This window comes from Paraburkholderia sp. BCC1884 (assembly GCF_900996225.1).
GTDB lineage: Bacteria > Pseudomonadota > Gammaproteobacteria > Burkholderiales > Burkholderiaceae > Paraburkholderia.
Window position 1 is genome coordinate 482,743 of sequence record NZ_CAAJGL010000090.1, and the last position, 25,103, is coordinate 507,845.

Consider the following 25,103-nt stretch of genomic DNA (forward strand, 5'->3'; position numbering starts at 1 on the left):
CATCACATTGACCGGCGTGAAATCATAAAGCCGGCTATGGGAGAACGGGGAAACATCATGCAAATCGGTTCCATTGTCCGCTCGGTGCATATCGCCGTGCCGCAAGGCGCGCGCGGAATCGTCATGCGCATTCTTGGCGACATGGCCATGGTGGCGTGGTATGCCGGCGAACCCGGCACGTCAGAGCACCTGAATACTGAACCCTTCTTCCTTGAAGACCTGATCGATACGGGCGAGCAGGTACGCCCGTCCAGCGCGCAGATACATTAAGGCGCGTCGCGTCGTACCAATGCGCGGCTTGCCGCGCATTGGGCCGCGTTGTGAGTGATCGGCCTCGTCTTTGACGGCGGCGCGGCGCACAATGCGGGCATGAACGACGAACTCTTCGACTCCCAGGACGACGCCGACAGCGCCGTACCCTTCGCCCGGCTCAAGCCGGAAATCGTGCTCGACGCGCTCGACAGCGTGCTCAGCACCGTCGGTGTGCGTACCGACGGCCGCATGCTGCCGCTCAACAGCTATGAGAACCGCGTCTATCAGATCGGCGTGGAAGACGGGCCGCCCGTCGTCGCGAAGTTCTATCGCCCGGAGCGCTGGAGCGACGCCGCCATTCTCGAAGAACATGCCTTCGTCGCCGATCTTGCCGCGCGCGAGATTCCGGCGGTCCCCGCGCGCGTGCTGGAAGGCAGTACGCTGCATACCTTTGACGGCTTTCGATTCTCGATCTTCGAGCGCCGCGGCGGCCGCGCGCCGGACCTCGACCGGCGCGACACGCTCGAATGGCTGGGGCGGTTCATCGGCCGGCTTCATGCGGTGGGCCAGACGCAGAATTACACGGAACGTCCCACGCTCGACATCAACACCTTCGGCTACGAGCCGCGCGACTTCCTGCTCGCTCATCGATTCATCCCCGACGACGTGCGCACCGCCTGGGAGACCGTGGTGAATCTCGCACTCGAAGGCGTGGAACGGGCGTTCGAACGGGCTGGCGACATTCGCCAGCTGCGAATGCACGGCGACTGTCATCCGAGCAACGTGCTGTGGACCGACGCGGGCCCCCATTTCGTCGACTTCGACGACAGCCGCATGGGACCGGCCGTGCAGGATTTATGGCTATTGCTGCCGGGCGATCGAGTGGAAGCATCGCGCGCACTCGCCGATCTGCTCGCCGGTTACGAAGACTTCTGTGAATTCGAGCCGCGCGAACTGTATCTGGTCGAAGCGTTGCGTACGCTGCGATTGATTCACTATCAGGCGTGGCTCGCGCGGCGCTGGGACGATCCCGCCTTTCCCGCGGCGTTTCCGTGGTTCAACACGCAACGCTATTGGGAAGACCGCATCCTCGAACTGCGCGAGCAGTTGGGCGCGATGCAGGAAGGGCCGCTCTGGCCGGTTTGAGGCGTAGTGAAGCAGGCGCGGCGCTAAGGCGCCTGCGACGCCACGCTCGACGATTCCACCAGCGTCGACCGGACGATCACTTCGGCGCGCACGTCGCGTCCGATCGCTTCCATCGCGGGACGCATTTGCGCGTAGTCGTCGGGCGAACACACTTCGCTGTCGAAATGGGTGGCGCCGTCGCGCGTCATCGTGACCACGTTGCTGAGCGGATCGAACGTGTATTGCGACTGGAAATCGACAAAGCGGTCTTGCGTGCGTTTCGCCTCGGGCATGTCGAGCACGTGGAAATTGGCGGGCAACTCGATGCGCGCGCGTTCGTGCAGCGCCAGGTTGTGGCACACGAACGGCTGCGTGCGCTGACGCTCGCCTAGCCAGTAACGCGTATCCGCTTCGAAGCCGCCGGCCAGACTCGTGAGCGCCGGAATCGACGCCGCCGCGCCCGGCACCACGAGACTTTCCAGTGTGCCTTTCATCGTGATGGTGAGCGGGCCGTCGGCCACGTCGAGATCGCTGGTGTTGAGCGTCGCGACGCCACGCAGGTTGACGCTGCGTAACTCGGCCTGAATCGATTCCTCACGTTGCGCGGGCGATTGCGAACGCAACATCGCGCGCGCCTGTTCGGCGGACGCGCCCGATGCTTCCAGCCGGTACGTGAAGCTCGCGGAGCCGTCCGGTTCGAGCTTGATCGACAGATCGCTCGAGCGCGTCATGAGCGCGGTGGCGGGCGTCTGCGCGAGCACGCCCTGGTCGACCAGCACGGTAGGCCGGTTCAGATCCGAGGACGGCAGAAAACCGAATTCGACATTCGATGCCGTCGAGTCGGCGTATTGCTGCAAATCCGGCAGCCACGTGATCACGTGATTGATGACGCCGTAGCCCGGCACGCTCGGCAGCGTGTAGATCGAACCGTTGCTGATCAGGGCCGGCTCGTTGCGCACGCCGGCTGCATCGAGCAAGGCGCCGAACAGGGCGACATGATCCTTGCAATCGCCGTAGCGGTTGGCGAGTACCGCGCTCGCACTGTGCGGCACCACGGCGCCGCGTCCGACGTTGATCGCCACGTAGCGGATATTGCGGCGCACCCAGTCGTACAGCGTCTTGGCCTTGTCGCGCGGGGTGGGATCGCGCGCGGTGAGCTGCTGCGCGAGTCGCGTGACGGCGGCTTCATGCGCGCCGGGGTCAACCGACGAGTCCCGATAGGTCGCGGCGAACGCGGCGTAATCGGGGAAGGTCGAGACCATCAGCCGGTCGCCGTACGAGACGTACGCCACCGAGCCATGCTCCAGCCGGCTGAAATGGGCGCGGTCGTAGCGAAATTCGTAGCGTGTGCGGCCGTCGCGCGTGACCGGCTGTAAGGCAGTGAAGCCGCGTGCATCCGCGTAGAGCGGTTTGCCGGCGGGCAGATCGTAGATCAGGCGAAAGTTGTGGGTCGGCGCGAGATCGGGCGGCGTGAAATCGCTGAATTCGCCCGGCACGATGGCTTGCTTTTGCGTCTTGCGATAGGTGAGATGCACGCGCGCGCCGGGCTCCACGGCGGGGAATACGATCACCTTTTCCTGGATGTCCTGAAACATCGGCGCGTCGAACGACCGGGCTTCCTGCACGTCGCGGATCTGCTCGGGTTGTACGTCGTGACGCACGCCGTCGGCGGTGAGGGTATAGGCCTCGAGAATCTGTACGTCGGCCATGTTGCGATTGAACCAGACGTATTGCTGCGCGACGCGTGCGACGCCAGCCTCGTTGTTCACCAGCAGGGTCATCGCGTCGAGCTTGGAGAAGGAGCCGTCCGCGTTGACGGTGAAGGTCTGGGTCTCGCCCTCGTTGGTGTAGGGATCGTCGAGCTTTGCCTGGAGGCTCGCGCTCGCGGCGTGGAGACCGGCAAGCCAGCCGAAGGACGCAAGACAGACCAGAGAGGAGAGGCGCATGGCGGGCAGGGTTCCGAACGGCAACGTTGACGGGATCGCCAGTCAGGGTCCGTTTGCGACGCCCGAATGTCAAGCGGATCCCGCGTTTGTCTGGCGCTTCCTTCTCAAAACCCCACTTTGTTCGTTGCTGCGTTAGCGTGCGCTCGCCCCAACGCTCGCTAAACGCTACACGCCGTCCCGGCGGAAGCTGCGATCTCCCGAGCGGCCTTGGCGCCTTCGACCTGAAGCAACGTTGGCAAGGAAACGCCATTCTTCGCTGCGGTCACCTCGGCCAGAATCGATACCGCGATCTCAGGCGGCGTGCGGCTGCCGATATAAATCCCGACCGGCCCGTGCAAGCGGGCAAGTTGGGTGTCGTTCAGATCGAACTCTTTCAGTCGCTCGCGCCGCGCCTGGTTATTCCTTCGCGAACCCAACGCGCCGACATAGAACGCCGGTGTCTTCAGCGCTTCCATTAGCGCCAGATCGTCGAGCTTTGGATCGTGCGTGAGCGCAATCACCGCGCAGCGCTCGTCGAGCTTCATGTCGATCACGGTATCGTCGGGCATGGTCCGGACGATTTTCGTGCCGGGGATGTTCCACTCTTCGGTGTACTCTTCGCGCGGATCGCACACCGTCACCTGATAATCGAGGCCCACGGCGATCTGGCAAAGATAGCGCGACAACTGTCCCGCGCCGATCACCAGCATCCGGTAACGCGGGCCGTGAATCGTCAAAAGCCGCTCGCCGTCGAAATGCACGCCATCCGTCGCTTGCGCCTCGTCGAGCCGTACGCCGCCCGAGATCATGTCGACTTCGCGGGCCACGAGGCGGCCGTCTTCCACGGCGGCGCACAATTCGGCAATGCCGCTTTGAGGCGTCAAGGGTTCGAGCACCAACTGGATCGTGCCGCCGCAAGGCAGGCCGAAGCGATGCGCTTCCTCCGCCGAGATACCGTACTTGACCGCCTCCGGATGGGTCTGCTCGATGCCTCGCTGGCGGACGCGATCGATCAGATCGTCTTCGATGCAGCCGCCCGAGACCGACCCGACCACCAGTCCGTCGTCGCGCACCGCGAGCATCGCACCCTCGGGTCGCGGCGATGAGCCCCACGTCTTCACCACCGTCACCAGTAGGGCGCGATGTCCTTCTTCGAGCCAACGTGCGCTGGACTTCAGGACTTCGAGATCCACGCTGTCCATGATTTCTTCCTTTTCGTTGCGTCGCCGGCCGACTCGTCGTCCGCGACTTCATTCGATGCCGTATTGTGCTGCGCCGCCGGATCGGCTGCTGTCCCGGTGTCATCCGCAACTGGCGTGCCGTCCTGGGTGGCGTCGCCGCTCACCTGCGCGCTAAAGCGTTTGAAAAACTCGCCCGCGATTTTACGTGCCGCGCCGTCCACCAGCCGCGAGCCTATCTGCGCGAGCTTGCCACCTACCTGTGCGCTGGCCGTATACGAGAGCTTCGTGACCATTTCGCCAGCGGCTTCGAGCGTGACACGCGCATTGCCCTTGGCGAAACCGGCCGCGCCACCCTGACCCTCGAACACAATGCTGTACGCGTTCGGCGGCTCGATGTCCGTCAGCTGCATGCGTCCCTTGAAACGGGCTTTGACCGGCCCGACCGCCGCGCTCAGCGCCACCAGGTACGCATTTTCGCCGTCCGGCTCGATGCTTTCGCAACCCGGAATGCAGCTGCGCAGAATCTCCGTATCGTTCAAGGCGTCCCATGTTTGCTGCTGCGATACCGGCAGCGTATGAGTTTCCGTCAATTCCATGACGCAGCTCCTGCGGTTGCCTTGGGCGAGACGCTCGGGCGCGGCGCACGCGCAAGTTGCGCGAGGTCGCGGCCGAACGCCGCCAGGCTGTCTAGATTATGAACCGGACGATGGGCGTCCACATACGGAAGGATCGCCTGCACCCCCCGTGCTTTTGGTGCAAAGCCGCTGAAACGCAGCAACGGGTTGAGCCAGACGATGCGGTGCGCAAAGCGTCGCAGGCGCTCCATTTCGGTGTCGAGCAAGTCGATCGCTTCGTGATCGAGGCCGTCGGTGACGAGCAGAACGGTCGCGCGCCCGGTCAGGACGCGTCGCGCCCAGCGTCGGTTGAATTCGGCGAGCGCTGCGCCGATCCGTGTTCCGCCCGACCAGTCGGGCACCTGTTCCGTGAGCGTCGCGATTGCCACGTCGGGATCGCGCTCGCGCAGCGCACGGGTCGCATTCGTGAGGCGCGTGCCGAACAGAAACACTTGCAAGCGTTCGCGCGATTGCAGCAGGGCGTGGCAGAAATACAGCACGGCGCGCGAATAGCTGCTCATCGAGCCGGAAATGTCGAGCAATAGCACGAGTGGCGGTTTGCGTTCGACTACCGCGCGATACTTCCACACGGTCCAGTCGCCCCCCGCTCGCACCGCATGCCGGGCGCTCGCGCGCAAGTCTGCATGGGTGCCGTGCGAGGCGGCCTTCAGACGACGCGTCGGCTCGGTTGCGAGCGGCAGACGCTGGCTGCGAATCAGATGACGCAGGGTGCGCCATTCATCGGCGGAAAGGGTGTCGAAATCGCGCTGGCGCAGCCGTTCTTCCGCGCTGAACGTGGCATGCGCGCGCAGCTCGTGCTGCTCGGTTTCCTGCTGCATCCTGCCATGCGGCGAGGGCGGCGCGCGCACGGCGAGCGCGTCCGCGAGGCGGTTGTTGCGTTTCGGCGGCGGCAGGCCGTCGCGTACCTTCGGCAGCAGCAGCGCGCGCAGCTTGCCTTCCCAGTCGGGATCGCGCCAGAAGAGGTCGAAAGCGGCGTTGAACAGATCGCGTTCGTCGGGCGCGCTGATCAATGACGCAGCGAGCGCGGCGCGCACGTCGTCGCGGCGGCCGAGATCGATCCAGTGCAGGGCGGCCAGCGCGTCCACGGCCTGAGCCGGCGACATCGGCAGGCCCGCGCCGCGCAGCACGCGCACAAAATGGACGACGTTGCGGGCGAGTGTCGGTGTCGTCATGCTGACTATCCCGGCGCGGCCAGGCATTGCGCGATTTGCGCGGCATCCACGCGCGCCAGATCGTCCTGATACTTGAGCAGCACACCCAGGGTGTTCTGGACCGATTGTGGATCGAGCTCCGTCACCGAGAGCGCCTCTAACGCACGACACCAGTCGATCGTCTCGGCAATCCCCGGCGCCTTGAACAGATCCATGCCGCGCAGCCGATGAACGAAATCGACCGCACGCCGCTGCAATTCCGCCGAGGTCTGCGGCGCTCGTGCGGCAACGATGTCCAGTTCCCGATCGCGCTCGGGATAGCCGATCCACTGATACAAGCAGCGGCGCTTCAACGCATCATGCACCTCGCGCGTGCGATTCGAGGTCATCACGATGAGCGGTGGCTGCGCCGCGCGCACGGTGCCGTACTCGGGGATCGACACCTGGAAGTCCGACAGCAGTTCCAGCAGAAACGCTTCGAACGGCTCGTCGGCACGGTCGATTTCATCGATCAGCAACACGCGCCGCGCGCCGGGATGCTCTTCGTCCGGCATCAAGGCTTGCAACAGCGGACGTTTCAGCAGGAATTCGCTGCGATACAAGGTGTCGTTGTCGGGACGCTCACCCGCCGCTTCGGCGAGACGCAGCGCCATGATCTGCCGCGGGTAGTCCCATTCGTAGAGCGCGCTGGCGGTGTCGAGGCCTTCGTAGCATTGCAGCCGCAGCATCGTGGTGCCGAGCATGCCCGCCGCAGCCTTGGCGAGTTCGGTCTTGCCGACGCCCGGCTCGCCTTCGACGAACAACGGCCGCTCCATGCGCAGCGCGAGATACAACGCCGTCGCCAGCTCGCGGCTGGCGAAGTAGCGTTGGGCGGCGAGTTGCGCGAGGGTGTCGTCGATCGAAACGGGTTGCATGACGTGCCCGATGTCGCTCGCTAACCTTGCGCTTTCGTGACCGCTCGAGCGGTCAGCACCGGAATCAGATGCGCGCGATACTCGGCGCTCGCGTGCATATCCGTGTTCAGATCGGCATCCGACACGCTCACCGCGCGCGCGGCCTCGGGCGTAAAGGCCGCCGACAACGCGCTCTCCAGTTCCGGCACACGAAACACCGACGACGCCGCGCCCGTCACCGCAACTCGCACACCGTTCGCGAACCTGGCGACGAATACGCCGACCAGCGCGAAGTGCGACGCGGGATTGCGGAATTTTTCGTAGGCTGCCCGCTCGGGCACGGGAAACTCGACGGCCACGATCAGTTCGTCCGGCTCCAGGGCCGTTTCATACATGCCGACGAAAAAATCGCTCGATGCGATGCGCCGCCGATCGGTGACGATGGTCGCGTCCAACGCCATTGCCGCCGCCGGATAGCACGCGGCGGGATCGTTGTTGGCGAGCGAGCCGCCGATCGTGCCGAGTGCGCGCACCTGCCGATCCCCGATGTGCGCGGCAAGGTCCGCGAGTCCCGGCGACACGCGCCGCAACTCCGCGTGCTCCGCTACATCCGCATGGCAGACGGCGGCGCCGATGGTCACTTTTTGCGCGTCGACAGTGATCGATTTGAGCGCTGGAATCCGCGTCACGTCGATGAGTTGCGACGGCTGCGCGAGACGCAAGCGCATGGTCGGCAGCAGGCTCTGACCGCCGGCCAGGAACTTTGCATCGGGGTCGGCGGTGAGGGCCGCGGCGGCCGCCTGGGGATCCGCCGCGCGTTGATACTCGAATGAATACATGTCGAATGCTCCGCTCAGGATCTCAGTGGGGCTGCTTGGCAGCGTGAATCGCCGACCACACGCGATGCGGTGTCGCCGGCATTTGCAGGTCGGTGACGCCGAGCGGGGCGAGCGCGTCGAGGATCGCGTTGATCACCGCCGGCGGCGAGCCGATGGCGCCTGCTTCGCCGCAGCCTTTGACGCCTAGCGGATTGTGCGTGCAGGGGGTGCCCTTGGCGGTTTCGACGGTGAAGTCCGGCAGATCGGACGCGTGCGGCATCGCGTAGTCCATGTAGGAGCCGGAGAGCAACTGGCCGCTCTCGTTGTCGTACACGCAGCGCTCCAGCATGGCCTGGCCGATGCCCTGCGCGAGGCCGCCATGCACCTGTCCCGTGACGATCATGGGATTGATCACGTTGCCGAAATCGTCGACGGCGGTGAATTGCTGAATCCGGCACACACCTGTGTCCGGGTCGACTTCGATCTCGCAGATGTACGCGCCGGCCGGATAGGTGAAGTTGGTCGGATCATAGAACGCGCTTTCTTCGAGACCCGGTTCGAGCACGTCGAGCGGATAGTTGTGCGGCACGTAGGCGGCCAGCGAAATCTCGGCGAATGCCTTGGTGCGGTCGGTGCCCGCGACGCGGAACACGCCGTCCTTGAACTCGATGTCTTCTGCGGCCGCTTCGAGCAGATGCGCGGCAATCTTCTTCGCCTTGGTTTCGATCTTGTCGAGCGCCTTCATGATCGCCGAGCCGCCGACCGCGATCGAGCGTGAACCATACGTGCCCATACCGAACGGAATGCGGCCCGTGTCGCCGTGGACGATCTCGACGCTGTCCAGCGCAATGCCGAGTCGGTCCGCCACCACTTGCGCGAAGGTCGTCTCGTGTCCCTGGCCGTGGCTATGCGAACCGGTGAACACGGTGACCGAGCCGGTTGGATGCACGCGAATCTGGCCGACTTCGAAGAGACCCGCGCGTGCGCCCAGCGCGCCCGCGATATTCGACGGCGCGAGACCACAGGCTTCGATGTAACACGAGTAGCCGAGGCCGCGCAGCTTGCCGTTCTTTTCGGATTCCTGCCGGCGAGCGGGGAAGCCTTTCACGTCCGCCAGTTCGAGCGAGCGCGCGAGGAGCGTCTCGTAGTCGCCGATGTCGTAGGTGAGGCCGACCGGCGTCGCATACGGAAAATCGCGGATGAAGTTGCGGCGGCGAATTTCCGCGGGATCGAGTTTCATGTCGCGCGCGGCGGTTTCGACCAGACGTTCCACCACATACGTTGCTTCGGGGCGGCCGGCTCCGCGGTAGGCATCGACGGGGACGGTGTTGGTGAAGACCGCTTTCACCTCGGCGTAGATCGCGGGGGTGGCGTACTGGCCGGCGAGCAAGGTCGCGTACAAAATGGTCGGTACGCTCGACGCGAACGTGGACAGGTAAGCGCCCATGTTGGCCGTGGTATGGACGCGCATGGCGAGAAACTTCGCGTCGGCGTCCATCGCGAGTTCGGCATGGGTCACGTGATCGCGGCCATGCGCGTCCGACACGAAGGCTTCCGAGCGCTCGGCCGTCCATTTGATCGGGCGGCGAATTTTCTTCGATGCCCACGTCAGCGCAACGTCTTCGGCGTACAGGAAGATCTTCGAGCCGAAGCCGCCGCCCACGTCCGGCGCGATGACGCGCAATTTGGATTCCGGCAGAGACAGCACGAAAGCCGCCATCAGCAGACGCTCCACATGCGGATTCTGATTCGCGACGTAGAGCGTGTAGCTGTCGTCCTGCACGGAGTAACTCGCGTTCACGGCGCGCGGTTCGATCGCGTTCGGGATCAGGCGGTTGTTGACGATGTCGAGCGTGGTGACGTGTGCGGCTTTGGCGAAGGCGGCGTCGGTGGCGGCTTTGTCGCCGTGGCCCCAGTTGTAGCAGAGATTGTCCGGCACTTCGTCGTGCACAGCCGGTTGGCCCGGATCGGCTGCGTGCGCCGTATCGACCACCGCCGGCAACACGTCGTAATCGACCTCGATCAATTCGGCGGCGTCTTTCGCGGCCTTGATCGAATCGGCGATCACGACGGCGACCTGGTCGCCGACGTGACGCACTTTGGTGTGCGCGATGATCGGATGCGGCGGCTCGTTCATCGGTTTGCCGTCGGTGCTGTGGATCAGCCAGCCGCACGGCAGCCCGCCGACGTTGTCCGCCGCCATGTCGGCGCCGGTGAAGATCGCGACGACGCCGGGCGACTGTCTGGCCGCCGTGGTGTCGATGCCGGCGATCCTCGCGTGCGCGTGCGGCGAGCGCAGGAATACGGCGTAAGTTTGCTGGGGCAGGACGATGTCGTCGGTGTACTGGCCGTTGCCGGTCAGGAACCGATAGTCTTCCTTACGTTCGACGGAAGAGCCGATCAGATGGGTGTCGGGCGCGTTCATCGTCGGCTCCTCAGGCGGTAGCCGGGGCGGCGGCCGGTGCATCGGCGTTCGCGCTGGCGTTGGACTGCATGCCTTCGGCGCCTTCGAGCACCGCCTTGACGATGTTGTGATAGCCCGTACAGCGGCACAGGTTGCCGTCGAGTTGGGCGCGCACGTCGTCGCCGGTGAGGTTGGGTTGACGCTGGACCAGCGAGACTGCGCTCATCACCATGCCGGGTGTACAGAAGCCGCATTGCAGGCCGTGGCAGTGTTTGAAGGCGGCTTGCATCGGGTGGAGCGCACCGTTTTGGGCGAGTCCTTCGATGGTGGTGATCTGCGCACCTTCGGCCTGGACGGCGAGGATGTTGCAGGATTTGATCGCCCGGCCGTTGAGATGAACCGTGCAGGCGCCGCATTGAGCCGTATCGCAGCCGACGTGCGTGCCCGTCAGGCGCATCTGGTCGCGCAGGAACTGGACAAGGAGGGTGCCGGGGTCGATAGAGGCGCTGATAGGCGCGCCGTTCACCGTCAGACTGATGCTGATCGCCATGAAGTTGTCTCCTGATGGGGTGAGGTCGGACTTTTGGTTTTTTGCCTTTTCTTCTTGCTATTGAGTGTTGTTACCCGCAGTCACGGTGCCGTTTTCTGGCTCCCGTTACGGCTCTCGGGGCTGCGGGTTTTTTGTAGGTGTGCCGAAAAGTAAAGCACAAATTGGGCGGGGGCGCCATTTGGGTTTGCGCGCAAGCCAAAAACCGCTTCACTGGCCTAACTTCGAATGCCTCCGCGAATAGCCAAAATAAATCAGCATCCCTACCAGCAGCCAGACGACAAAAGCGATCCAGGTAATAGCCTGCAGATTCACCATCAAAAACAGGCAGGAAGCGACGGCCAGCACCGGCACAACCGGCACGCCAGGGCACCGGAACGCCCGCGGCAGTTCGGGATGCGTCTTACGCAAAACCAGAACCGCAATCGACACCATCGAAAACGCGGCCAGCGTGCCGATATTGATCAGCTCGGCCAGCACGTTCAACGGCACCAGCGCGCCGATCAACCCAAAGAAAATCCCTACCAGCCAGGTCGTAAAAAACGGCGTGGCGAAGCGCGGATGCAAGCGCGACAGCCGCTCGGGCAACAGGCCGTCGCGCGACATGGCGAAGATAACCCGCGTCTGACCGTAGGCCATCACCAGAATCACCGTCAGCATGCCCAACACCGCGCCCAAGTCGATAAACCCCGCGACCCAGGGCTGCCCAGCCACCTGCAACGCGTACGACACCGGGTGCGAGATGTTCGCAAACTGCGGCGACGGCACGATCCCGGTCACTACCGCGGCCACCGCCACATACAAAACCGCACATACGCCCAGCGACGCAATGATCCCAATCGGCAGATCGCGCTTGGGGTTCTTGACCTCTTCGGCCGCGGACGACACTGAATCGAAGCCGATAAACGCGAAGAACATCACCGCAGCCGCCCCGAACACGCCGTTCCAGCCGTTCGGCATGAACGGATGCCAGTTAGCCGGCGTTACGTGAAACACGCCCACGCCGATCACCAGCAGCACGACCGTCACCTTGATCGCCACCATCACGTTGTTGATCCGCGCCGACTCACGGATGCCGACCGACAGCAGCGTAGTAATCGCCATCATCACGAGAAAGGCGGGCAGATTGAATAACGTCGCGTGCCCCGGCAACGCGCCTGGCGCGGCCGTGAGCGCAACCGGCAAGCTCACCCCGAACCCCGACAGCAAGGATTGCAGATAACCCGACCAGCCCACCGACACCGCCGACGTGGCCAATCCATATTCGAGCATCAAGTCCCAGCCGATGATCCACGCCGCCAGCTCGCCAAGCGTTGCATACGAGTACGTGTAAATGGACCCCGCCACGGGAATGGTCGAGGCAAATTCGGCATAAGCGAGCGCGGCGAAACCGCAGGCGATCGCCGCGATCAGGAACGAGATCATTAGCGCCGGGCCGGCCTGAACCGCGCCCGTGCCAGTCAGCACGAAAATGCCGGTGCCGATGATGGCGCCGACACCGAGGAAAGTCAGATCTAGCGCGCCGAGCGCTTTCTTCAGGCCGGCGTTTTGAGCGCTCGCGGCGATCATGTGCTCGACGCTCTTTTTGCGAAACAGGGACATTGGCGGTGGGTCTCCAGTGGTGCACGCGTTTTTGCGCGCCGAATGTCGGGGAAACCCTGGATTTTAACGGAAGCAGGCCGTTGCACCATTTTGGGACGCCCGTTCTGCGGTTGCGTGAACGGGCGGAAAATCTCTGTGAAAGCGGCCCGGAACGGGCCCAAGATGAGCGCGGCGGCTCTCGGCGGAAAGGCTTTAGCGCGATATGCGCTTAATGGGGAGGGATTCGCTCTCTTACAGAAGCGGCCGGCTTCGGCGCGGGTTCTTCAGCAAACGCTGGAGAGCGCGAAGGAAATATCGCGCGTGTCGTTCTGAAGCGGCGCCTTAGCCCGCCATCGCCGGATTCAGATCGACCAGACGGTTGCTCATCACATAGAAGGTGAGCTCCGCGTTGTTGCGCAGCTTCATTTTCTCGAGCAAACGGGTGCGATACACGCTGACCGTTTTCACCGACAGTGACAGTGTCACGGCGATATCGGTCAGACGCTTGCCCGAAGCGAGCATGCACAGCGTTTGATATTCGCGATCGGAGAGCTTCTCGTGCGGCAACTGTTCGCCGTCGAAGGAAACGTAGTCGGCCAGCGCTTCGGCCATCGCGGGGCTCACGTACTTGCGGCCCGCCGCGACTTGCTGGATCGCGCCGATCATCTGGGCGGCATCGACCGTTTTCGACAGGTAGCCGGCGGCGCCTGCCTTCAATGCGCGCACTGCGTACTGGTCTTCGCGATACATCGAGAACATCAGAACCGCGACGCGCGGCGCCTTGCGTTTCAGACGCTTGAGGACCTCGACGCCGTTCATGTCCGGCAGCGAAATGTCGAGCAGCACGACGTCGTAGGTATGGCGCGTGACGGCGTCGAGCGCTTCGGCGCCGGTTTGCGCCTCGATGACTTCGCGGGCGACGCCCCGGTCGAGCAGCAATTGACGGACGCCTTGGCGAACCACGGCGTGGTCGTCGGCAAGCAGGATGCGCAAGCTCATGATGTCAGCGCGCTCACGATTGCAGAGCCTGACGCTCGGCGAGCGGCGCGAGTGCGAGCATCGCATCCCAGGCGAAACGGGCACGCAGCAGCGTGCCGCGCGACTCTTTGCCACCCTCGCCGTTCGATGAACGGGCGGCGCGCCGGGCGCTGACGCGTAGCGTGCCGTCGAAGGCCGCACAGCGCGCCTGCATCCCGCTCAGGCCGAAATGGCCACGGCGGCTGCGCGCGTTGCGTGACAGGCCGATGCCGTCGTCGCTGACGAGCAGCGTGAGATGGCGCCGGCTGGTTTCGATGCGGACGTCGGCGGATTCGGCGCGCGCGTGTTTGGCGATATTGTTCAGGGCTTCCTGGGCGACCCGGAAAACGGCCAGCGCCGCATCGGCGGGCAGGCGCGTGAGCCGCACGTCGGCGGCGCACACGAAGCTCGTGCGTAGTTGCGTGCGGGCGGCGAAGTCGCCGGTCCACTGCGCCAGTGCACCGACGATGCCGACCTCGAGCGACGGCGCATGCAGCTCCGCTACGGCCTGGCGGCTCGCGTCGCACACGGCGTCGAGCGAACGGTTGGCGACGGCGAGCGCGGCGGCGCATTGCGGCGGCGCGTCGGCGGGCAGCCAGGTTTCGATACCGGCGAGCGCGAAGCGCGTCGCGGTCAATTCGGCGCCCACGCCGTCGTGCAATTCACGGGCTACGTGGCGGCAGGCGGCTTCCTGGGCCTGGACGAGTTCGGTCGACAGTTCACGCACCCTGGCGCGCAGCGTCGCCAGCTCACGCTCGGCAGCCGAACGCGGCACGGCGTTCGCGGCTGCGAGGGACGCGCTGGCGCCTTCGCACGTCGGCGAAGAAGCAGAGTGAACAGTGAACGGGACGACAGTCGACGTATCCATGACTTTCCCTCTCAGGAAACCGTGTGGACAGCGAAGCGGGTGCGCAACGGCGGCGCGCAAACACAAGTACGCATGCGAATCTTCAGCCTCAAGGAGTGAGCCATGGCGCGTAGCGCAACGGGCAATTCGTGAGGACTCCACGTAACGAAATTTACATTCAGTAACATGCAGCTTGTACCGTGACAATCGTGTCATTGCGACAGATCGTGCGCCGCGATCATATCTCAAAAAGATAAAAAAAGCATTGCCACCAAGGGTTAGCGCCTATATTTCGCGCAATGGTTGATGTTGTCCCACGCTCCGTCATGTAGGAAAAATACCGACGTTAAATGTCAGATATACAACGCCAATTTGTAACTGAGCAATAAAAAAGGAGCCTGGGGTTATCCCGGGTAAAAACTGTACTAAATATGATGTGACTGAGTGCCTGCGGGGTTTAAGGGTATTTCTAGTTTAGTATATGTACTACTAAATCGTTGGCCACCTCTCGCCCGGTCGTTGACTGGATGAGGTGAGGGAAGCAAGGGAAGACCTTTCACTCGCCGTTAGGCAGCCGGGACCGGGTTACAAAGCAACCCAGTCCCGACATGCCTGAGCGTTGGTCGCTGCGGTCCGTCAAGGGCCTTTCGCGGCATAAACGAGAGCCTTCCCACGCGAGCGTGGGCCCCTTCCATTTATTCCACGGTGCCCTTGACAGCCCTCCGCTTCGAGGTGGACCAAGTCACCGACCCACTGCGTCCAGGACCTTTTTGATGGCTGTAGCGAACCCCGTCCGGAAGATTGCTAGCCCCCCTTTCGAAACTCGACCGGTCTTCGCATCCACGACCCAACCCATGTTCCCCAATAGCTCATCTGAGATAGCGTGCCGCAATGCATCGACTTCAATGGGCAGCAGGGTGCTCAAGGGAGGCAGTATCTGTACGTCGGACCGGGATTCAAGCGCGCCCATTTCAGACACGGGACGTCGGTCAATCACGACCTGCGCTTGAGTTTTGAGCAAATTGTTTTCGGCCTTCAGTTTGCGGTTCTCAGCAAGGAAGCTGCCAACTAATGCGCGAACGGAGGCGTCCGGAATCATGGCGAGGACATCGTCAGCTACTCCGGGCTCGGGTCTCGCAGGAGGTTTTCGCGTTGCGCCGTCAGCATAGTGGGCCCATGCAGCGAGCAACGCGCGATAGTGTTCGCCCGGCGCATTTCGTAGCGTTTGCGTGACGGGACCTCCACGTCGTTCCGAGAGTCGACCAATAGTCGCGACGGAGAAGTCGCGGCTTCCCGATTCCGCCTGCTCCTGGCAAATTGCATGAATGATGTCCAGTGAGTTTTTTGTCCGCGTTGTTGCATTTTGCTTTAGCGCGACCAAGACTTCATCTGGAGATACCTTGTCTTGAGTCATGGGATACCTTCCCTCTGTGCTAGCGCCATAACGTTAGGCCAATAGCATCTGTTCGGAGTCGTCGATGTCTGGCAACTGAACGACGCGCGCAGCGGCCATCTCCTGCGCGAGGCGCGCAATGTCGCTATCTAGCCCGAGTTGGGCAAGACGTTGCCTTCCTTCAACGAAGTGAACTGCACTCTTGATGCTTCCGGCCTCTGTCGCCAATAGCTTGGTTATGTGCTGGACGACAACCGATAGTTCGCTCTCGTCCAGCTTGAACAGGAATGGCTCCCTGCCGTTCTTCGCTAGCATCATGTCAAACGCCTTCCCGGCCTGCAGAATCGCCTTCGACACATCGTGTTCTGGATAGACGACGGAGCCCGCGACTGCAGTTAGAATCTGATGCAATTTCCCGCACTCGTTAATGGCGATTTCTACGTTGTCCAAAGCGCCGACTGCGACTAACTGGACAACACCGACATCTTGTCGGCTTCGAGAAATTGCTCTGCAGCGCATGATGAGACGATGCGTAGCACTGAGGTCCTCTGCGGTTTTGTTATTTCTCTCGTAGTCTGCCTGATGAAGTATGCGCAGTGTATTAAGCCTATCGTGGTGCATGAAAGGCTGGTCACGCACCTCACACTCATACAGTTCGTCCTCTAGCGCGGTAATCTCACCTTCCATCTTGAGAATTCGCTCACCCAAGTCCGCCATGCTCAATTCAAGATTGTTCCAATGGTTTTGCAACCCATCAAGGAAGGCTGGCCCCGTGAAGAACCAACGGCAGCGCACACAGTTCTTTTGAGGGTACCCAGGTACTTCGCCATACGTGACTTGCCCGCTATCTTCATTGATATACACCCCTCCCGAATCGCAGCCCCAACCGCCTCTCGGGCACAAGCCTTTGTCGTCCTTCAAGAGGCTAGCATTACACTGATTTGCTCTCATCACCGCGTGAATCGCGGCGGGGTCATAGTACGCTCCACTCGCCTCCAATTGCTCATACGTCTTGTCCTTCAACCATCGAACATAATTTTCCTGCTCGTTCACCAGAAGGCGCTTTGTGGCTGAGTCCATTACTTCTGTGCAGTAGGTAACGCCAGCTTTCGTATAGTACAGTGTCATCACCAACCTAGCGTGGCCTGCAATGCACTTGGACAGGACCGTCAGCGGCACGCCGCCTTCCAAAGCAAAGGCAGTAATCAACGAAACTCGAAGCGCGTGGAGAGGATAGTAGGTCGTCGAGTTTGAGCCGGGCTTGACGAACACTAAGGGTGCTCCGCTAAGGTCTCGAGCGTTTTCTTGGAGACAAACCTGCTCAAGATGTGCGAGCAATTTGAACCAAAGGCTATCGAGCGGACCCTTCCCGAATGGCTTTGACCGGTCGCTATCCGTTGCCGCTGCATCGCGAAACAAGAAGCAAGTCGAGCCCATCGACTTAAGAAGGGCCTCAGCTGTTTGGTCGCCAAGATGTTTTAAATCAAGCTCCGTCCAAGGGGTAGGGCCAGATATTGGATTGTACTTCTCCTGCCAATCTCTAAGTTTCTCGAGCCATCTCAGCACATCCGGGTGTTGCCACGGAATGCTATATCCCCTTGTCCATTCGTCCTTATCCTTGTCCGCTGACTTGTTGGTGTTGATGAACAAACCCGTCATTAGCAAGTTGTGTATGCCGTCCGTCATTTGACGGAAAACGCCACGGCGGTATGGATTTTTATCTGTTCCCTTGCAGTGTGCACTCTTATTTGGAATCCATCCTCCTCGTTCATAGCGGTGCGTGTCTGCCTCGCCACTATCAAGCATTCGAACTTGAAAGACTCTTAGTGGCAACTGAAGTTTTACGTACAGAGCAACGGCACGCACCGGACTCCATATTTCGTAAATGGATTCAGAGTAACCAAATTTTTCTCGCTCGTACTTGGTTGCCTCGCGTTCGCGCCATACGCAGTCAAGGTCGTTCTCGTCGATAACGCTGGGTGATACCACAAACCAACTACCCCCGTGAGTACTGTCCTCTGCCGCCTGCGCCCACTTCCAATCCTTAAAGCTCTTAGCCTCGACAGGACAGACGATTTCTCGGAGTTGGCGAATAAAGCGATACGGCAGAACGTTTTTATCGGAGAAGGGCAGCTCCCCACGTTGGCTGCCGTCCTGATTCGGCATTGGGGGAATGGGGATTTTGAATTCTGCTGGAACAACTGGCCGACCTTCGTCATTCTCGACAGAGAAATAGTGTTCAAGAACGTACGTTAAAAACCGCGTAACATGCGTGTGGAGCTTAACTTTTGCTTTGTAGGTCTTGAAGTGTGCTAAACATGTTTCATGAAGACAGGGGGCACGATATCTCGCATTAAAGAAGTGTGCCGGATTGGCTTCAAGTCCTTGCGCATGAATGTAGTCAATGAGAAAGATTTTCATTGCCTTCATTGCATCGCTCTTACCTTCACGGAGCGTGACGAGCCATTCAGCCGCGAGTCTGCGCCACTGTTCTAAATTTGGGCTCAGTGTCGTGGCGTAACCAAACGTGTCATCCTTTTTGGTTCCCCGGATTCGGCGTCGGCTGGGTGGAATGTCTTTGCTCATAGTTTGATTCCCTTTCTGGCTGCAGGTCGAGAGTTGTTCTTCCGTTCAGCAAGTAAGAATGCATCGAGCACATCTGCCATGGCGACCGACCGGCCTGCGTCGAGAGTGGCTGTCGTGGCTTCAAGAGCGCGCGTAACCTGGTCGATTGACGGTTCCGTATAGACGGCTTGCGATTCAATCGACTTATGGTGAAGCCCCTTCTGCGTCACCAGTGCGTCAACCTTTGCACGTTGAGTACGCTGGCCATATGCGTGTCGGTGGCCGTGTTCCGTCGTTCCGTTCATCTTGGCCGGGCGAAGGCCAATTCGGCGCACGGCTCGTTCGTGAGCGTCGCGATATGCGTCGATGGTGTACGGCTCTCCGCGTTGGTCCCCTCGAAACGATACGAACAGAAAGGGATGCTTGTCGGCACCAATACGGGCACGCATGCGTTGATACATGTACAGCTTCCACGCTTGGAAAAACAGGCGTCCTGCAATTCCGGCAGGCAACCAGTGAACGTGCAGGTAGTTTTGTGAGCCATCGTCGAGTTTTGGGTCTTTCCATCCGGCCCTCCGATTTCCTGTTTCCTTGTGACGCGGTAGATAACCCGGGTGGCGTGCCCTCAGATAGGCTTCCCGATTTGCTACCAGTTTTCCATTTGCGTATCTGAAATCGTTAGGTGCTGCGCCGTCGATAGGGTGATAAACCCGTACCAGCGCTTCGTTCGGTTTAAGAGGGTCCGCAACAACATCGTGCACCCACAAGTGGAATGGTTCGGATACACGTAGTCCACCCCAATGCATCAGGATAGTGATACATATTCCGCGCCAGTCGTATCGTTCAACGATGTCGGGACTGTCTTGCTTGCCCGGCACAGTGAATCCCACGAATAGCAGTTCAAGAAAGCAGTCGTCGGGGAAGGACTTGGTCTCGCCTCGGTCGGCAGTCGGCACACGCCGCTGCAGCACATTTCTGGCTTGTCTCGCGGCGGCGGTCGCACCCGCTCGGCTATCCAAGTGGCCCAAGAAGGACCGCTCGCTCTTGTTGACAAATGCGGCCCAGTTAAGCTGCTGCTCATAATGAGTTGCCTCACGCCACGGGTTCAGCGACTTGGTGCCGTAGTTCTTCTGCATCCAATCCGAGAATTGGCTCAACATGGTCAACAGCTGTCTCGCCGTTTTCGTGCGCTTTGGCAACCAGTAGAGTCCGCTAGGGTCTAGGCCGTCCTCGCCGATTGTGCCGGCATAAATCCGCTGCGCAAATGTTTCAAACAAGTCCTCTGGTGTGCCGAAGAACTGATGATTCGTTGCCGTGTAGTCCATCAGAAGTCCAACTATCTGGCACAATTTCAGCATCCAGTCGAGGCTCTTCGCTTGGTAATGAGCCAAGAAGTAGTCGAGCAACGGCTCCAGCTCCTTGAGCCGCCCTTGTTGGGTGATGAGAATTATGGGAATCTTCACCTTGATTCCGGTTCTGTCAATAACGACCGTAGCGTTTACGCGCACGTGGGTCATAAGGGCACCTCACGTGGCAGTAGGTCTGTCAACAATGCGCCAAGCGCGATACGCCGTTGACGTGCTCGAGGTAATCCTTCGACAGCTCTTCGAGCAGCTAGCTTGTCCCCAACCAAAATAACCTGTTGTTGCGCCCTCGTCACCGCTGTGTACACAAGCGTCCTATCGAGTAGTCGATTGCCGGTGATTGGGACGATAACGCGACCCCACTGTGAGCCTTGGGCCTTGTGCACGGTAACGACATAGCCCAGTTCCAAATAGTCGAGCATCGTTTCCAAGAGTGGGCGACGCTCACCATCATCCCACTCCACCCATGCGAGAACGTTTCCAATCTCGTTGCCATCTTCATTTCTCAGAAGGCGTGGCTCGTCCTCGATTTGAAACAACCTTCCAAGTGCTCCATTTTGCAAGCCCCAATCCCACATGTTCTTTGTGCAAAGAAGAACGTCGCCAAGTCGAAAGCCGGTGTATATCTTTGCGGCGTATTCGTTGCTCCAAACCAGCAAAGGAGGAGCAGTGCCCGTGAACGCGCTCTGGCAAAGAGCATTCAATGTCTTAGTGCCAGCAAGTCCGTTACGGATGGGTGAGATTATTTGAGTGGAAGTAGTGTTTTGCGCATACAGGCGCAAGACCTTGTTGCCCAGTGTTTCGTCATGGACATTTGCGTAGCGACTAGGTTGAACATCACACGGCAAAAACGCGATTGGGGCGGACTCATCGTTAGGTAAGTCGGGCCAGATTCCTTCGCGGATAGAATGTGCCGCGTCGGCTATCGCACCGCCGTATCGCTTCGTGACAGTAAGCTCAATTTGAGGAATGGCGGCCACTTGAACCAATGAGTGTAGGACGAGTCCTGGACCGACGGGCATCAACTGATGCGGGTCACCCACGAGCAATAAGCGGACATGGGCAGGCAGTAAATCACAGAGGCGACTCATAGTTATGACGTCTGTCATCGACGCCTCGTCGACGATTACCGCGCAGTGTCCCTCTAGTTCGCTCTGGTCCGTCTTCCGTAGGAAATTCGCAATTGTTGATGCCGGACGTCCTGTGGCTTCTTGCATTCGCTTTGCAGCGCGCCCGGCAAGTGCCATTTGATAGACTCGCCAGCCGGCCGCTTCGTACATTTGATGCAGCGCTTTCAACACGGTGGTTTTGCCGACGCCTGCGCCGCCGGTGATTAACGCGAAGTCGTTCGCATTTGCAGTTTGGACTGCCGCGCGTTGCTCAGGGTTTAGAGTGATGCCCTCAGCTTCTTCATACGCTTTCGTTAGCATCTTGATGTCAAAGTCGGAGAGCAAAGTTTGCTCGCCAACAGCGATTCGGCGCGATATCGACCGAGCAACGCCCGTTTCCATTACGAACGGCCCGAGAGGATGGAGGCGACCGTCGGTGCCTATGACATAACTTCCGTTCGTCAAGCCTTGCGACAGTGCCTGCGGAATTAGCTGCCGCCACGGGCAGCTCTGCGTATGTGTGTTCAGAATCAACGCCAGATGCTCAATAAGCATCCGCTGTGTTGCTACCGTATGTCCGGCGTTAAAAAGCCGATAGCACGCCTCCTCAATAGCTCCTTGTAGCCTGCGAGGGTCGGCATCTGTAATTCCGAAACGTTCACGCGCCAGTGTGTCGACTTGCGCCCATGTCGCACAAAAGCTAAGCAAACGATAGGGGTCGGCTTCGATTTTATCTACGGTTTGCGTTCCGAAGAAGGCGAGCACTTGACGCCCAATTGAAGTGTTGAATCCATTCGCCTGCAACCAAGAGAGCGTGCGCGTATCGCCATATGTTGACCAAGCCGTCAATACGGTACATGCGGTGTCCTCACTCAACACTTTCGTCAGAGCGGGGACGTTCCGTTCGTCAAGTATGCGGTAGAGCTCATCGCCAAATGTCTCCCAGAGCTTCCGCGCCTTAACCCATCCGATGCCTTTGAAGTCGGCATTTTCGGCAATGAGCGTGACGATGTGCTCGCCCGAGGGTAGCAACATCTCAGCATGGCTTGCCGAGACTTGCCACTCTGTCAGTTTGTATCCGTTGACGACGATTTCGTTCTGTGTCAACTCTCCCGAAACACTCCACCATTGTCCGACCTGCACCCGAGCGCGACCGAGAATGTGATTAGACGCGCGCACTACCATGTAGGAACGGGCATCGAGCACGTTGCCATGCTGGTCAATCTGGACACCCGTGAAAATACAACCGCCGATGCCTTTGGGATTCTGGCTGCGGACGGTGGCGACGCGAAGGGTTTGTTTGTTCAACGGGGAACTCTCCCCGTCGTTACGAGGGCTTCGTGAAGGACTGCGTATTGGTCTAGCCGACGCTTGAGTTCCACGTTCTCGCCGCGCAAGCAGGCGTTCTCGCTACGTAGGCTGGCGTTCTCGGTCTCGAGTCGCTTCAGTCGCTCCGCGTTGAACATTGCGCGTTGCTGCCCAGCCTCACGCATGGGAGGTAGTGCCGCTTCCTCACGTGGCTTCGTATCGAGAGTCGGAAGGACGCCTCGAGCGCGCAGGTCGTTTTCCAAGCTTCTCAGGTCTGACTTTATACGCGGATTCTGGTCCAGAACGGACTTGGCGAAGCCGCACTCCTTTGCCATCTCTTTGCGCGACAGGACCCCTCGGCTCACCATCTGCCGGAAGTCGGCGTCTTTTTTGAGGACCACCCAAGCCCTAAAACGCGTGTAGTTGACGTCCGCAAGCTGCCTGCCATTCGCCATCTTGCCTCCGTGTCACCAGAGTCCAATTTGTGAATAGTATCTTTATTGCCCCCACGGACGTCAAGCTATAGTTGTAAAGAAGCCTCGTTCTCTGCGAAAACGAGGCTTCGTACGTCGAATTAGTACAAAGAAACTACCCCATATAGCCGCAGGCTCCTTTTCTCGAATTCGCGGCGTGGGCCGCGAAAAAAACAACACGCTTTCAGCCGACAAAGGCCTTTTCGACCACGTAGTGACCCGGCGCGTTGTTGCTGCCTTCCTGGAAACCCAGGTCGTCGAGCAACTTGCGGGTGTCGCGCAGCATGTGCGGGCTGCCGCAGAGCATGACCCGGTCGTTTTCCAGCGAGAAGCCCGGCACGCCGAGGTCGGCGAACAGCTTTTCGGTTTCGATCAGTTCGGTGATCCGGCCGCGGTTCTCGAAGGCTTCGCGCGTGACTGTGGGGTAATACAGCAGCTTTTCCTGTACCAGTTCGCCGAGGTGCTCGTGCGCCGGCAGGTGATCTGTGATGTATTCCTTGTACGCGAGTTCGTCGACGAAACGGCAGGTGTGCGTGAGCACGACGCGCTCGTAGCGATCGTAAATCTCCGGATCCTTGATGATCGACATGAACGGCGCGAGGCCCGTGCCGGTGGACAGCAGCCACAACGTCTTGCCCGGCAGCAGGTTGTCGGCCATCAGCGTGCCGACCGGCTTCTTGCCGATCAGGACTTCGTCGCCGACCTTCAGGTGCTGCAGACGCGACGTGAGCGGGCCGTCCTGCACCTTGATGCTCAGGAATTCGAGGTGCTCTTCGTAGTTCGCGCTCGCGAGGCTATAGGCGCGGATCAGCGGCTTGCCGTCGACTTCGAGGCCGACCATCGTGAACTGGCCGTTTTCGAAACGGAACGACGGATCGCGCGTGCAAGTGAAGCTGAAAAGCGTATCGGTCCAGTGATGGACGCTCAGGACGGTCTGTGTGTTCAGGTTGCTCATGGCTTCTTGGATAATGCGAAAACAAAGGCGGCCAGTCGTTGGAGCCGGCCGGCACGGCAAGGGCGATGCTGCGTTCACCCGAGGTCGGGACTCACGCGCAATCCGCTATTTTACCGCGCTCGCTGCCGGAGGGCTGCGGCACGGCGGTTGAGCGTGGTGAAGCGGGTTACCGGACGATGAAGCGACGGCGCCGAATTCGATACGAGCTGGCGCCGCGAAGTGCGTCGGCGTGGATTCAGCCGCGCTTCACCGAGGGTCCGGCGATGGGCGAAAGCCGCGCAGGGCGGCTGCCATCGGCTGTCCGGCATGCGCCGGATAGGCGCGCCGCGCGGGCAACGTGTTCGGGATGATACCGAAACGCGCCGGACGCTGCAGCATTGACCCTGCTGATAAAACTGGCAAGGGCCGCGCAAAAGAGGCAAAAACGGAAAGCTTGCGACGGTCGAAAGCATACGCGCGACGCATGGCCGGTCGCGCCGCCCCATGTTCGCTGCGTTGGTACACAGCGGTGATGTAAATCGCGTTGAAGACGCTGTAGAGCCAGCTTTTGCCGCGTTATATTCGCTTCACGATTGGGTTACGCCGGCGCAGCCACACGCTTTTTCCCACGCTGCTTAAGCACCCGAGCCTGCAGCACGATCACCAGCAACAGGAACACACCCCGAATCACCGACTGCCAATACGCCGACAAGCTGATAAACCCCAGCCCATTTTCGAAGTTGAGCAGGTTGAACACGAGCCCGAGCAGCAACACTCCGGCTATCGTCATCGCAATCGAGCCTTCGCCGCCGGTCAGCAGCGTGCCGCCGAGCACCACCGCCGAGATCGCGAACAGCTCCCAGCCGACGCCTTCGTTCGGTTGCCCCGCGCCGAACTGCGCCGCGAGGATCACGCCCGCCATGCCGGCCAGCAGGCCGCTCACCGCATACGCCATCACCAGTGTGCGATCGACGTTCAGGCCCATTAGCCGCGCGGCTTCCTCGCTGCCGCCGATGGCCAGCGAATGGCGCCCGAAGCGCGTGCTGCGCAGCGCGAGCCAGCCGGCGACGGCGGCGACCACCGCGACGATCCCCGGGATCGGCAGGCCGAACAGATCGCCCTGACCGAAGTTGCCGAAGTTCGAATCGGCGGCGATCGACACCGCATCGTTCTTGCCGAGCAGCAGCGCGACGCCGTGCGCGCCGAGACTGGTCGCGAGTGTCACGATGAAGGGCAAAATCTTGAGACGCGTGATGATCACACCGTTGAGCACGCCGACCAGCAGCCCGGCCACGCATCCCGACAGCACGGCGACCCAACTGCCGTACACGCTGGTCAAGGCAGCGACTACGCTCGCCAGCGCCGCCACGGTGCCCACCGACAGATCGATCCCGCCGGTGATGATCACGAAAGCCATGCCGACCGAGATCAGCGCGAACATCGAGTTGTAGCGCCAGAACGAGGTGATGTTGTACGCCGAGCCGAAATGGTCGTAGCGCACCAGGCCGAACACCACGAGGGCGGCCAGCGCCAGCAGGATAGGGAGATTCTTTTTCATCGCATCGAGTCCGGGGATGTCCT

Annotated in this window: 20 protein-coding genes; 2 read left to right on the top strand and 18 right to left on the bottom strand. The window is 60.8% G+C overall.

Annotated features, from left to right (window positions below; translation table 11 throughout):
• The first annotated feature begins 57 nt into the window (after positions 1-57).
• Positions 58-270, top strand: coding sequence for a hypothetical protein (locus FQ705_RS21020; RefSeq protein WP_144143966.1), 213 nt, complete (start codon positions 58-60; stop codon positions 268-270).
• Positions 271-369: 99 nt separating this feature from the next.
• On the top strand, positions 370-1,398 hold the full coding sequence (locus tag FQ705_RS21025) for a serine/threonine protein kinase (protein ID WP_144143967.1): 1,029 nt from the start codon (positions 370-372) through the stop codon (positions 1,396-1,398).
• A gap of 23 nt (positions 1,399-1,421) precedes the next feature.
• Here FQ705_RS21025 and FQ705_RS21030 read toward each other — a convergent pair whose 3' ends face one another.
• The 18 genes from FQ705_RS21030 to FQ705_RS21115 form a co-directional block, all read right to left on the bottom strand.
• Complete coding sequence (locus tag FQ705_RS21030) at positions 1,422-3,323, bottom strand: DUF3857 domain-containing transglutaminase family protein (RefSeq protein WP_144143968.1); 1,902 nt, start codon at positions 3,321-3,323, stop codon at positions 1,422-1,424.
• A 158-nt stretch (positions 3,324-3,481) separates the two neighbouring features.
• Positions 3,482-4,504 (bottom strand): XdhC family protein, encoded by a 1,023-nt coding sequence (locus tag FQ705_RS21035; RefSeq protein WP_144143969.1) that lies wholly within the window; start codon positions 4,502-4,504, stop codon positions 3,482-3,484.
• The gene (locus FQ705_RS21040; RefSeq protein ID WP_144143970.1) at positions 4,477-5,079 is read right to left on the bottom strand and encodes a CoxG family protein; all 603 of its coding nucleotides are present in this window, start codon (positions 5,077-5,079) and stop codon (positions 4,477-4,479) included. Before FQ705_RS21040 ends, FQ705_RS21035 begins: the two co-directional genes overlap by 28 nt.
• Positions 5,070-6,317: a vWA domain-containing protein gene (locus FQ705_RS21045; protein ID WP_144143971.1), complete on the bottom strand. Its 1,248-nt coding sequence runs from the start codon at positions 6,315-6,317 to the stop codon at positions 5,070-5,072. Before FQ705_RS21045 ends, FQ705_RS21040 begins: the two co-directional genes overlap by 10 nt.
• Positions 6,296-7,183 (bottom strand): AAA family ATPase, encoded by an 888-nt coding sequence (locus FQ705_RS21050; RefSeq protein ID WP_144143972.1) that lies wholly within the window; start codon positions 7,181-7,183, stop codon positions 6,296-6,298. Before FQ705_RS21050 ends, FQ705_RS21045 begins: the two co-directional genes overlap by 22 nt.
• Positions 7,184-7,203: 20 nt before the next feature.
• A complete protein-coding gene (locus FQ705_RS21055; RefSeq protein WP_144143973.1) occupies positions 7,204-8,001 on the bottom strand; it encodes an FAD binding domain-containing protein in 798 nt (265 codons plus the stop codon).
• 22 nt (positions 8,002-8,023) lie between these two features.
• Complete coding sequence (locus FQ705_RS21060) at positions 8,024-10,405, bottom strand: xanthine dehydrogenase family protein molybdopterin-binding subunit (RefSeq protein WP_144143974.1); 2,382 nt, start codon at positions 10,403-10,405, stop codon at positions 8,024-8,026.
• Between the two features lie 10 nt (positions 10,406-10,415).
• Positions 10,416-10,934, bottom strand: a complete 519-nt coding sequence (locus FQ705_RS21065) for a (2Fe-2S)-binding protein (protein ID WP_144143975.1) — start codon at positions 10,932-10,934, stop codon at positions 10,416-10,418.
• Positions 10,935-11,141: 207 nt separating this feature from the next.
• Positions 11,142-12,533 carry an amino acid permease gene (locus tag FQ705_RS21070; RefSeq protein ID WP_144143976.1) on the bottom strand — a complete coding sequence of 464 codons (1,392 nt, stop codon included), beginning with the start codon at positions 12,531-12,533 and terminating at the stop codon, positions 11,142-11,144.
• Positions 12,534-12,854: 321 nt separating this feature from the next.
• A complete protein-coding gene (gene rqpR / locus FQ705_RS21075; protein WP_144143977.1) occupies positions 12,855-13,511 on the bottom strand; it encodes a response regulator transcription factor RqpR in 657 nt (218 codons plus the stop codon).
• Positions 13,512-13,524: 13 nt separating this feature from the next.
• Positions 13,525-14,397: a sensor histidine kinase gene (locus tag FQ705_RS21080; protein WP_144143978.1), complete on the bottom strand. Its 873-nt coding sequence runs from the start codon at positions 14,395-14,397 to the stop codon at positions 13,525-13,527.
• 721 nt (positions 14,398-15,118) lie between these two features.
• Positions 15,119-15,790 carry a gamma-mobile-trio protein GmtX gene (gmtX, locus tag FQ705_RS21085; RefSeq protein WP_144143979.1) on the bottom strand — a complete coding sequence of 224 codons (672 nt, stop codon included), beginning with the start codon at positions 15,788-15,790 and terminating at the stop codon, positions 15,119-15,121.
• A gap of 33 nt (positions 15,791-15,823) precedes the next feature.
• Positions 15,824-18,355, bottom strand: a complete 2,532-nt coding sequence (locus tag FQ705_RS21090; RefSeq protein ID WP_144143980.1) for an integrase family protein — start codon at positions 18,353-18,355, stop codon at positions 15,824-15,826.
• Complete coding sequence (gene gmtY / locus FQ705_RS21095) at positions 18,352-19,851, bottom strand: gamma-mobile-trio recombinase GmtY (RefSeq protein ID WP_144143981.1); 1,500 nt, start codon at positions 19,849-19,851, stop codon at positions 18,352-18,354. Before gmtY ends, FQ705_RS21090 begins: the two co-directional genes overlap by 4 nt.
• Positions 19,848-22,115, bottom strand: a complete 2,268-nt coding sequence (locus FQ705_RS21100; protein ID WP_144143982.1) for an ATP-dependent RecD-like DNA helicase — start codon at positions 22,113-22,115, stop codon at positions 19,848-19,850. The genes gmtY and FQ705_RS21100 overlap by 4 nt, the downstream gene beginning before the upstream one ends.
• Positions 22,112-22,570, bottom strand: coding sequence for a VPA1267 family protein (locus FQ705_RS35000; protein ID WP_409934723.1), 459 nt, complete (start codon positions 22,568-22,570; stop codon positions 22,112-22,114). The genes FQ705_RS21100 and FQ705_RS35000 overlap by 4 nt, the downstream gene beginning before the upstream one ends.
• 202 nt (positions 22,571-22,772) lie before the next feature.
• Positions 22,773-23,543 (bottom strand): ferredoxin--NADP reductase, encoded by a 771-nt coding sequence (locus FQ705_RS21105; protein ID WP_144143983.1) that lies wholly within the window; start codon positions 23,541-23,543, stop codon positions 22,773-22,775.
• Positions 23,544-24,120: 577 nt separating this feature from the next.
• Positions 24,121-25,080, bottom strand: a complete 960-nt coding sequence (locus FQ705_RS21115; RefSeq protein ID WP_144143984.1) for an ABC transporter permease — start codon at positions 25,078-25,080, stop codon at positions 24,121-24,123.
• Between the last annotated feature and the right edge of the window lie 23 nt (positions 25,081-25,103).

Excerpts from the sequence above, each read along its gene's own strand:
- FQ705_RS35000 (WP_409934723.1), bottom strand. The coding sequence starts at position 22,570 with ATGGCGAATGGCAGGCAGCTTGCGGACGTCAACTACACGCGTTTTAGG.
- FQ705_RS21050 (WP_144143972.1), bottom strand. The coding sequence starts at position 7,183 with ATGCAACCCGTTTCGATCGACGACACCCTCGCGCAACTCGCCGCCCAA.
- rqpR (WP_144143977.1), bottom strand. The coding sequence starts at position 13,511 with ATGAGCTTGCGCATCCTGCTTGCCGACGACCACGCCGTGGTTCGCCAA.
- FQ705_RS21115 (WP_144143984.1), bottom strand. The coding sequence starts at position 25,080 with ATGAAAAAGAATCTCCCTATCCTGCTGGCGCTGGCCGCCCTCGTGGTG.
- FQ705_RS21090 (WP_144143980.1), bottom strand. The coding sequence starts at position 18,355 with ATGAGCAAAGACATTCCACCCAGCCGACGCCGAATCCGGGGAACCAAA.
- FQ705_RS21020 (WP_144143966.1), top strand. The coding sequence starts at position 58 with ATGCAAATCGGTTCCATTGTCCGCTCGGTGCATATCGCCGTGCCGCAA.
- FQ705_RS21040 (WP_144143970.1), bottom strand. The coding sequence starts at position 5,079 with ATGGAATTGACGGAAACTCATACGCTGCCGGTATCGCAGCAGCAAACA.
- FQ705_RS21025 (WP_144143967.1), top strand. The coding sequence starts at position 370 with ATGAACGACGAACTCTTCGACTCCCAGGACGACGCCGACAGCGCCGTA.
- FQ705_RS21065 (WP_144143975.1), bottom strand. The coding sequence starts at position 10,934 with ATGGCGATCAGCATCAGTCTGACGGTGAACGGCGCGCCTATCAGCGCC.
- FQ705_RS21060 (WP_144143974.1), bottom strand. The coding sequence starts at position 10,405 with ATGAACGCGCCCGACACCCATCTGATCGGCTCTTCCGTCGAACGTAAG.
- gmtX (WP_144143979.1), bottom strand. The coding sequence starts at position 15,790 with ATGACTCAAGACAAGGTATCTCCAGATGAAGTCTTGGTCGCGCTAAAG.
- FQ705_RS21055 (WP_144143973.1), bottom strand. The coding sequence starts at position 8,001 with ATGTATTCATTCGAGTATCAACGCGCGGCGGATCCCCAGGCGGCCGCC.
- FQ705_RS21080 (WP_144143978.1), bottom strand. The coding sequence starts at position 14,397 with ATGGATACGTCGACTGTCGTCCCGTTCACTGTTCACTCTGCTTCTTCG.
- FQ705_RS21030 (WP_144143968.1), bottom strand. The coding sequence starts at position 3,323 with ATGCGCCTCTCCTCTCTGGTCTGTCTTGCGTCCTTCGGCTGGCTTGCC.
- FQ705_RS21070 (WP_144143976.1), bottom strand. The coding sequence starts at position 12,533 with ATGTCCCTGTTTCGCAAAAAGAGCGTCGAGCACATGATCGCCGCGAGC.
- FQ705_RS21105 (WP_144143983.1), bottom strand. The coding sequence starts at position 23,543 with ATGAGCAACCTGAACACACAGACCGTCCTGAGCGTCCATCACTGGACC.
- FQ705_RS21045 (WP_144143971.1), bottom strand. The coding sequence starts at position 6,317 with ATGCCTGGCCGCGCCGGGATAGTCAGCATGACGACACCGACACTCGCC.
- FQ705_RS21035 (WP_144143969.1), bottom strand. The coding sequence starts at position 4,504 with ATGGACAGCGTGGATCTCGAAGTCCTGAAGTCCAGCGCACGTTGGCTC.
- gmtY (WP_144143981.1), bottom strand. The coding sequence starts at position 19,851 with ATGACCCACGTGCGCGTAAACGCTACGGTCGTTATTGACAGAACCGGA.